The sequence below is a fragment of the Proteus sp. G4415 genome (genome assembly GCF_963896075.1).
In the GTDB taxonomy this organism is placed as follows: domain Bacteria; phylum Pseudomonadota; class Gammaproteobacteria; order Enterobacterales; family Enterobacteriaceae; genus Proteus; species Proteus mirabilis.
The window spans coordinates 1-8,923 of sequence record NZ_CAWQOK010000156.1; the positions used below are offsets into that span (position 1 = coordinate 1).

Sequence of the window (8,923 nt, forward strand, 5' to 3'; positions counted from 1 at the left end):
AATATTATTTGATTTTATATGCACTATAAAAAATGGTTGTTAGACTGATGCGATTTTTATTTTTTAAATAGTTAATCATTGAGATGTTAATCACGGTAATTGATTGTTTCTCATTGCTAATATTCTGCAGACCAAAAAATATCAAGTTTTTTACTCTAAAATAGAGATAATTAATTGAGATATAAATTATAAATAACAAGCAAATGAGGCATTATATGTTTTTATTTAAAAAAGCTGTTATCGCTTTGTCAATTAATATCGCATTAGTTTCTTCGGCTCTGGCCTGCACAACGTTATTAGCAGGGAGTGAAGCAACTAATGACGGCTCTTTGATTGTAGCTCGTAGCGCAGATAGTGATGCTTTAAAAGCACAACATTTTGTTATTCATCCAGCTAAAAGTAATCAGACTGGCATTTATAGCACTCAAGCCCATCATGGCGCTAATAGCTTTACTTATCCACTACCTAAACACTCATTACGTTATACCACTGTACCTAATTGGAAAACTCAATTGCATGGTGCAACGGGTTTTAATGAGCTAGGCGTTGGGGTGAGTGGTACAGAATCCATTTTTGCCTCACCTAAAGCATTGGCGTTCGATCCTTATGTTGAAGATACGGGGATCACTGAAGATGATATTCCAGATATTTTACTCTCAAGGGCAAAAACTGCCCGTGAAGCAATTGAATTACTGGGAAACATCATCGAAACACAAGGTGCGGGAGAAGGATTTGGGGTTGCCGTCGTTGATAAAAATGAGGTGTGGTACCTAGAAACTGGTACAGGTCATCAATGGATGGCGCAAAAACTACCAAAAGATAAATATTTTGCGACGGGTAATCAAGGGCGTTTACAGGCCTACCATATAGATAGTAATGATACTTTAGGCTCTAAAAACTTAGTTGAGTTTGCAATAGAAAAAGGACTTTATGATCCTGCCACTGATGGCGAATTTAATTTTTCTAAAGCCTATACGCGTGATGATGAACGTGATCTCACTTATAATTATCCGAGGGTTTGGGTTATCCAGCAACAATTTAACCCTTCTCTGAAACAGAATGTGGCAGATGGTCGTCAATTTGCGCCTATGCTGACACCGGAGAAAAAAGTATCAGTAGAAGACGCCAAAGCGATGTTACGCAACCATTTTGACGGTACAGAACATGATCCTTATACCAATGGATTGAATGGCAATGAACCATGGCGACCAATAAGTGTGTTTCGTACTTATGAATCTCATGTGATGCAAGTAAGACCTGAATTACCGCAAGAGATTGGTGAAGTGACTTATGTTGGTTTGGGAATGGCTGATCTAACCGCTTTTGTTCCTTATTACAGTGGATTAAAAGCATATCCACAACACTATGCTATTGGAACAGATAAAGCAGATAATGACTCTATCTATTGGAAATATCGTAAGTTACAAACATTAGTAATGACAGATTATCCTCAATTTGCTCCTATTGTTAAAAAAGCATACCAAGAATGGGAAGCTAAAACAGCATTAGAACAAAAAGAAATGGAGGCTAACTATTTGTCAATGAGTAAAAAGAATAAAGCAGCAGCGGATAACATGCTGAATGAATTTAATTTACGTGTAATGGCTGATGCAGAGCAATTAACTGAAAACCTAACTAATCAACTCTTTACTCTTAAAACTAAAAATATACAAGATGAGATCTTTTTTGCTAATCAATCTAAAAAAGATTAATTACTTTAACGTATTATAAATATTAAAAAGATCTCAAGATGCGTAATCAGATTGAGATCTTTTTATTTCTATTAGCGACTAAAGAACAGGAATATAGTAACTAATTTCTTGTAGATGCTGCTCACTATGGCCGATTAACTTATCATAGCTAACCGATTGTTTTAAGGTATAGCGCTCAATATCTGGACCAGATCGACGTAGCAAATTCATCTTTGGTAATACTTTGGTATATACAGTATAAATAATATCATCATACCCGGTGAGGGAATCTAAAATATTATCCATCTCAAAAGTAATAACTAAATATTTCCCATTGGGTAATTCTACTTTAGACATAGTGGAAATATTAGCAGAGCTTGTTAATTGTTCTTTACTTACTGCTGTTGTATAAATATAAGTCGTATCATCTAGCGAGCCTGCAGAAGCACGATGTGTGGCATACATTTCTGTAGGGATGGTATGTATTTCTTTTAAAAACTTCTTCCAGAATTCTTTTCTAAATTTTTTCTTATCATAATTCCATGCTGAAATATTTTTATTGTATTGATGAGCCATACCTATCAACTCTTTAGAAGGTAAGGTCATTACTTCATATTTTGCTTTAAGTTCAACAGTTTCTAATGCTGGAAATATAAGCTCACTAATATCCCAACCTTGCTTTTTCCTATATTCAGAAGGGGTGATATTAAATTGTTTTTTAAACGCACGACAAAACGTTTGTTGCGAATCAAAATGGTATTTTAAAGAAATATCTAAAAGGCTACTACGAGTGATCCTCAACGCATAAGCGCCACAAGATAAACGGCGTGCTAGGACATATTTGCCTAAAGATATTCCTGTATATGCTTTAAATAAGCGCTGGAAGTGCCACTTGGTATAGCCTGATTTTTCAGCAATAATATCTAATGATAAACGTGAATCTAAGTTTTGCTCGATCCAAACAATGATATCTTTAACTACATTTTCTTGAAGCATTGATCTTCCCACTATTTCACTTTATCGATATTATTAGATTAATCTATTGAAAATTAATCAAATTATTATTTGACAATAATATCATATTAGGCAGATTCTGTTACTCTAATTAAGGTAAAAGTTAATAACAATAATGTAAAGTTATGTATTTGAGTTGGTTTCTCCTTAAAAATTAAGCTAGTAAAACTAATCTAGACTATTATACAGTGGGAAATAATTGCTTAGAAAATCGCTTATTTCTTTATATTACCCCTATAATTAAATACGGAGATATCTTATTTTTTATTTTAAAAAAGCTATCTAACCTAATTGGACTAACCATAGTTACTTTAATTATTTTAGGAGATGTAAATGCGTAAATTACTTTCTATCTCTGCAATTGCTTTATTAACTTCAATTATTGCAACGCCTGCATTAGCTGCTAAAACAGAAACTTACGACTGTGAAGGGCAAAAAATCAGAGTTTCTTTCCCTAATGATGATTTGGCCGTAATGGATTATAATGATGAATTAATCGTGTTAAAATCTGCAGTCGCTGCAAGTGGTGCGCGTTATGTTGGAGAAAGTTTCCAACTGTGGGGTAAAGGTAGTGAAGAGTTCAATTTAGCGACGATGTCAGAAGATGAAATAGTTAATGATCGTATTGCTGAAGATACAGGGCGTACTTGTAAAATAGTAAAATAATTTAATGATTATTTATTGAGATAAAGGCGAGCTAGACTCGCCTTTATTTTTAAGTCATTATATATTTTTTATCGGCAGTTTGTTAGAATATCTAAATATCGATTATTTTATCTCAGATAAAATATAACTGTATAAATCAATGCATACTGAGAGTTAAAATGAATTCTTATCCTTAGCTAGTTTCAATATTAATTTTAATATCAGTCTTAATAAGAAACTGAAAAATACTTATTATATCTATCATTTTTTTAATGACGGGTATTCTATCTATAAATTAATTTTGGATACAGTCTAATGAAAGTTACAAGTGCCGAAAAACATGCATTGTTATTACCAGATAATCGAACGTTAACTTGGTATGAATCTGGCCCATCAGATGGTCAACCGGTATTATTCTGCACAGGTGCAGGGATGAGTGGGCTATTAAGTATGGATGCTGAGCTGTTAACTAAGTTAAATATTCGACTTATTACACCGACTCGTCCTGGTTTAGGTGAATCAACCTTTGATCCTAAAAAGACATTAAAATCGTTTTCTAGCGATGTATTATTCTTATTAGCATATCTTAATATTAAGAATATCAGTGTGATAGGATCCTCTCAAGGTGCTGTTTTTGCAATGGCCATTTGTTACTATGGTAAAGTGGATAAGCTGGCAATTGTTGCTGGTCAAGATCAACTAGATTATCCTGAAATAAAAAAACTGTTGTCCAGTGATGTGGTTAATATGCAACAACAGGCACTATTCGATCCTGATGGATTAAAGACCTGGATCATTGAAAATATCACCACTGACTGGTTAATGGATTTTATTTTGAATTATAGTGCTGATGTTGATTTGGCTCTTTATCAAGAAAATAAATTTTTTCCTGTTTATCAAGCTTGTATGAAAGAAGCATTTAAATATGGAAATAAGGGCTATGCTCAAGATTTATTAATCACGATGCAACCTTGGAGATTTACTCCTGAAATGATTAGCACACCTACAACATTATGGTATGGACTAAAGGATACGAGTACTGTTCACTCGCCTGATTTTGGCAAGTTATTGTCTCAACGTTTTCCCCATGCACAACGTTATGTCTATGATAATGAAGGTGGCTCTTTGTTGTGGACTAAAACATCACAGATTTTAACTAATCTTATTAGTTAATCTGAGCAAATAAGCAATAAAAACAGTAGATGGTATAAATATATCAGTAGATATTGATTGTTTTGTAAAATTATCAGTATCTACTTTGAGTAGGCTTATTCCCAATAAATAGCTATCTATTTGTAAAGGTTAACAATTTCATGGTAAATAAATCAAATAAAAAATAAATTTACACTTCTATAAAAAATAAAAGTGAAAATAGTTTGCTATAAAATAAATTCTATGACTTAATAGCGTCATTGGTTTGGAAGTACAGACCTATTTATGTTAGTCCAGTTTTTAGTAGTTCACCGTTTAGCGCTATCCTTGATACCTCTTCGTTGCGAATTCCTTCAAATAGTACCCATAAGTAAAAATCCGAAATCAAACCGCAATTAGCCTTATGGCATAACTAAATTTATTAAAGGAAATTCTATGTCTAATACAATGACTGGTACAGTTAAATGGTTTAACGACGATAAAGGCTTTGGCTTTATCACACCTAAAGATGGTAGCAAAGATGTATTTGTTCACTTTTCAGCAATTCAAAGCGATAGCTTTAAATCACTGAAAGAAGGCCAAGAAGTATCATTTTCTATTGAAAATGGTGCAAAAGGTCCAGCAGCTGCTAATGTTATCGGTCTGTAATAATTATGGATTATTGCGTCTAAGACTTAAAGACACTTATATAAGTGTATCTTACTAGACGAAATAACTTAAAAACCTCACTGATGTGAGGTTTTTTTATATCTATTATTTGCTAATAAAAATAAATTTTATTCTAACTGATATTATTAAAGTTTGGTAAATATTCACCATACATAAAAAAAGAAAATAAAAATAATTTTACTTACTTTGCTATTACATATTTTTCCAAAAAGATTAGAATAAAAGCAATCAGAAAATAAAGCTATGACTGGTAGTTTTTTTTTAAGAAAAGAATAGGAAAAAGCCGTTTAAAATAAACTTATATAAGATAAATGGTAAATTTTATTAAGTGGTATTCACTAAGTAACTTATCTTAAATAAACTATCTTAAATAACTGTTGTCTAAATTAACTTAAGCTTAAAAGAAGTCTTTTAAGTGACGAAAGGACAAATCTTGTGTACGCTAAAAATTCTTTTTCACTACATCTGTTACACCCTAAATATTTTCTTACTTGGCTAGGCGTATTTATTCTTTTTTTATTAGTACAATTACCTTACACGTGGCTTTTATTCTTAGGAAAACATTTAGGATTACTATCGCGTTTTTTTATTAAAAGAAGAGTTTCGATAATAAAGAAAAATTTAGAGTTATGTTTTCCGAATAAAAGTAAAAAAGATATCGATAAGCTAGTTATGGAAAATTTATCAGCATTAGGTATCGCTCTATTCGAAACTGGCATGGCATGGTTTTGGAGCGATAACAGACTGAAAAATATCTATCAAGTCGATGGAATAACAAATTTTACTGAGGCTAATCGAAAGCATACCGGTATTTTGTTGATTGGTATTCACTCCATGTCGTTGGAGCTTGGAGGGCGTATTATGGGGTTGTGCTTCCCTGTAAACGCAATGTATCGGCCTCATAATAATAAAGCGATGGAGTTTATTCAAACTAGGGCAAGATGCCGTTCTAATAAAGGTATGATTGATAGACGTAATTTAAAGTTTATGGTCACTGAATTAAAAAAAGGGAAGGCCATTTGGTTTGCACCAGATCAAGATTTTGGCTTAAAAGGAACCACCTTTTCACCATTTTTTTCGGTGAAGGAAACGTCTACTTCAAAAGGCGCTGTTATATTAGCAAAGTTATCAGGAGCTCCTTCTTTAACGGTAACATTGGTACGTAATCATGGTCATGATAATAAAAAATATAGCTTAATTATAGGTAAAGAACTTCATAATTATCCAACAGAAAATATTCAAAATGATACAGATAGAATGAATCATCTGATTGAAATTGAGATTATGCGAGCGCCAGAGCAATACTTATGGGCTCATAGACGCTTTAAGACCAGACCCAAAGGTGAAGCCAGTTTTTATTAATAAAAAAAGACCAACACATTAAGTGTTGGTCACAGTAAATACTGGAAGCAATGTGAGCAATGTCGTTGCAAATAGTTTAGTAAAACACTCAACTATTCACGAGTTAAAAGATAATCATTCTCAACTAGATTGTCAACCTTAAATTTTATAAGGGGATAAGTAGTGTGAGGGTAATGTAAAGGCCTACTCTAGATGCCTTGGTGCCTTGTATAATTTTTTGTTTTTAATAAGATACATAAAAATTGGTACAGACTAAGGGATATTATGCAGAGTTATCACTCTCTATCGGCTCAAGTTTATCAATTGGATAAACCGATAGGATGCAGTTTCGGCGATGTTGAATACTATCAACAGCGATTAAAAGATGTTAAAGGTAAAATTTTAGAGCCGGCAGTAGGAACAGGACGCATCCTTATTCCTTTATTGCAATCAGGTTTTAATATTGAGGGATTTGATCTTTCCGAAGAGATGCTTGAATTTTGTAAGAAAAATCTAATCGAGCATGGATTTACAACCAACTACATAACTCAAAATAATTTAGTCACTTTTGAAGTTAATACCCCTGTCGAGGCTATTATTATTCCTACAGGGACATTCCTCTTATTAAATACGCAACAGCAGGCGATCCAAGCCTTAAAACAGTGTTATCAAGCGCTTGAGTTTGGTGGGCGCTTATTGGTTGATATTAGTCTTGCCCATCATTTTGTTAAAGGTGAATGTACTAGTCGCCAATTTAATACACCAGAAGGCGATCTAATTACCTTACAGATAATTAATGCTGAAATTGATTATATAAATCAGTTAACTACTTCACACCATCGTTATGATAAATGGCGAGATGGCAAGATCATTGAAAGTGAATGGGAAGTTTTCAGCTTAAAATGGTTTGGTGTGTCTGAATTTGAACAAATACTACGCTTGATTGGTTTTAAACAGATCACAATATCAGCCGATTACCAGTATCTGCAAACCCCCAGTAATACGACAGAAATTATGACTTTTGAAGCGTATAAAAAATAGCATTAAATAATAAGAGGCTGTATTTAAAGCTAATTTTTTATAGCCTCATTTATTTCGCCTTTCTAAAGTTAATCAGAATATTGGCAGTTGTATTTTTATGTGTGGAATTATAACGTTGTAAGGCGTCCTTTTAAGGAATAACTCACATGAAAACACCCACTTTATTAAAGCATGGCTTAATAGCTACTTTGACCTTTATGGTTTCTTTGAATTCCTTCGCCGATCCCGGAAAGGGTAAAGGTAATGGAAACGGTAACGGTAATCCTCATAGTCATCAAAATCAAAGAGGTAACAACGGTTTTAATAAAGGACATCAGAACGTAAACCAACAAGATGGATTTTCTTCACAACTGCGTATTGATAGTCGAGGAGGGCTCTCTGTCTCAATCACTTATGATGATGCAAGAGCATTAGCAATAAAGAACAATCTAACTGGATATAAAGGCCTTCCTCCGGGAATAGCAAAGAATTTAACAAGAGGTAAGCCATTACCTCCAGGTATTGCGAAAAAAGCCGTACCCAGCATTATGCTAAGTCAGTTACCGCATTACGATGGATATGAATGGCAGATAGTGGGTAATGATTTGGTGTTAATCGCAATAACCACATCAATTATTGCCTCTGTTATTAATAATGTTTTTGATTAAGGTAAAACATAGCCTCATTTTAATGTCATGTTATATCTGCTTCAAAACTATAAAACCTTCCTACTAACAGGGAAGGTTTTATGTTTATTGAAATGCAAAAATAAAAAAAAGACCAACGCTAGGAGAGTTGGTCAATAAATACTAGAAGCAATGTGAGCAATGTCGTTGTGAAAGACCGAGTAACGCACTCAACTATTCACGAGTTAAAAGATAATCATTATCATTTGAGTTGTCAACCCCACTAAAAATGTGACTACTATTTATTGATATAAAAAACCAAGTGCTTAGCTATTTTATAAAAACAAGTGTTGGATTTTTATTAATAATAACAAGTAGATCTGCTTCTTTATTACAATTAATCGCCTTTTCTATGGCACGCATTTTTTTTATCTTTTTTGCTAAATTCTTAACATGTTGAGAGTGTAATGACATTGTTGGTTTAACCATGATATTTCTCCTTAGTAGTAGAAGAGATAACAATAGTAGGGATATTGACTAAATGCAAATGATAATTAATATCATTTGATAGCTATTAATACCCTCACTTATTAAATGTGATCTGTATGGAGCGTTTTTATTGCAATTTTTCTTGTTTTTTCCCGTCAATAGACTAAAAAATAAGGATAAAGTACTTGAGATAAATTTTTTATCAGAACTACCTTCTGCAAATATTCTATTTAGTGCTATAAATCTCAATAATTAATATTAAAAATTACTCCGTAA

At 32.8% G+C, this 8,923-nt stretch carries 9 protein-coding genes; 7 read left to right on the forward strand and 2 right to left on the reverse strand.

The features are described from left to right. The first annotated feature begins 215 nt into the window (after window positions 1-215). Window positions 216-1,712, forward strand: coding sequence for a C69 family dipeptidase (locus AACU95_RS17115; protein WP_141192324.1), 1,497 nt, complete (start codon window positions 216-218; stop codon window positions 1,710-1,712). A 78-nt stretch (window positions 1,713-1,790) separates the two neighbouring features. On the opposite strand, the gene AACU95_RS17120 is transcribed toward AACU95_RS17115, so the two are convergent. After that, complete coding sequence (locus AACU95_RS17120; RefSeq protein ID WP_004251900.1) at window positions 1,791-2,687, reverse strand: AraC family transcriptional regulator; 897 nt, start codon at window positions 2,685-2,687, stop codon at window positions 1,791-1,793. A 351-nt stretch (window positions 2,688-3,038) separates the two neighbouring features. Here AACU95_RS17120 and AACU95_RS17125 point away from each other — a divergent pair, with 351 nt between their 5' ends. From AACU95_RS17125 to AACU95_RS17150, 6 genes are all read left to right on the forward strand, one after another. After that, window positions 3,039-3,371 (forward strand): MliC family protein, encoded by a 333-nt coding sequence (locus tag AACU95_RS17125; RefSeq protein ID WP_004247019.1) that lies wholly within the window; start codon window positions 3,039-3,041, stop codon window positions 3,369-3,371. A gap of 294 nt (window positions 3,372-3,665) precedes the next feature. After that, on the forward strand, window positions 3,666-4,523 hold the full coding sequence (locus AACU95_RS17130; RefSeq protein WP_161737043.1) for an alpha/beta fold hydrolase: 858 nt from the start codon (window positions 3,666-3,668) through the stop codon (window positions 4,521-4,523). A gap of 414 nt (window positions 4,524-4,937) precedes the next feature. Next, a complete protein-coding gene (gene cspE / locus AACU95_RS17135; protein WP_004247021.1) occupies window positions 4,938-5,150 on the forward strand; it encodes a transcription antiterminator/RNA stability regulator CspE in 213 nt (70 codons plus the stop codon). 456 nt (window positions 5,151-5,606) lie between these two features. Then, on the forward strand, window positions 5,607-6,533 hold the full coding sequence (gene lpxL, locus AACU95_RS17140) for an LpxL/LpxP family Kdo(2)-lipid IV(A) lauroyl/palmitoleoyl acyltransferase (RefSeq protein WP_004247022.1): 927 nt from the start codon (window positions 5,607-5,609) through the stop codon (window positions 6,531-6,533). A gap of 264 nt (window positions 6,534-6,797) precedes the next feature. Continuing rightward, on the forward strand, window positions 6,798-7,553 hold the full coding sequence (locus tag AACU95_RS17145; protein ID WP_141192361.1) for a class I SAM-dependent methyltransferase: 756 nt from the start codon (window positions 6,798-6,800) through the stop codon (window positions 7,551-7,553). 146 nt (window positions 7,554-7,699) lie between these two features. Further along, window positions 7,700-8,200, forward strand: coding sequence for an anti-virulence regulator CigR family protein (locus tag AACU95_RS17150; protein WP_012367748.1), 501 nt, complete (start codon window positions 7,700-7,702; stop codon window positions 8,198-8,200). Between the two features lie 288 nt (window positions 8,201-8,488). On the opposite strand, the gene AACU95_RS17155 is transcribed toward AACU95_RS17150, so the two are convergent. Continuing rightward, on the reverse strand, window positions 8,489-8,647 hold the full coding sequence (locus AACU95_RS17155) for a hypothetical protein (protein WP_165715135.1): 159 nt from the start codon (window positions 8,645-8,647) through the stop codon (window positions 8,489-8,491). Between the last annotated feature and the right edge of the window lie 276 nt (window positions 8,648-8,923).

Bases quoted from the DNA above. Each gene is read 5' to 3' on its own strand.
- AACU95_RS17115 (WP_141192324.1), top strand. From the start codon at position 216: ATGTTTTTATTTAAAAAAGCTGTTATCGCTTTGTCAATTAATATCGCA.
- AACU95_RS17120 (WP_004251900.1), bottom strand. From the start codon at position 2,687: ATGCTTCAAGAAAATGTAGTTAAAGATATCATTGTTTGGATCGAGCAA.
- AACU95_RS17125 (WP_004247019.1), top strand. From the start codon at position 3,039: ATGCGTAAATTACTTTCTATCTCTGCAATTGCTTTATTAACTTCAATT.
- AACU95_RS17130 (WP_161737043.1), top strand. From the start codon at position 3,666: ATGAAAGTTACAAGTGCCGAAAAACATGCATTGTTATTACCAGATAAT.
- cspE (WP_004247021.1), top strand. From the start codon at position 4,938: ATGTCTAATACAATGACTGGTACAGTTAAATGGTTTAACGACGATAAA.
- AACU95_RS17145 (WP_141192361.1), top strand. From the start codon at position 6,798: ATGCAGAGTTATCACTCTCTATCGGCTCAAGTTTATCAATTGGATAAA.
- AACU95_RS17150 (WP_012367748.1), top strand. From the start codon at position 7,700: ATGAAAACACCCACTTTATTAAAGCATGGCTTAATAGCTACTTTGACC.
- AACU95_RS17155 (WP_165715135.1), bottom strand. From the start codon at position 8,647: ATGGTTAAACCAACAATGTCATTACACTCTCAACATGTTAAGAATTTA.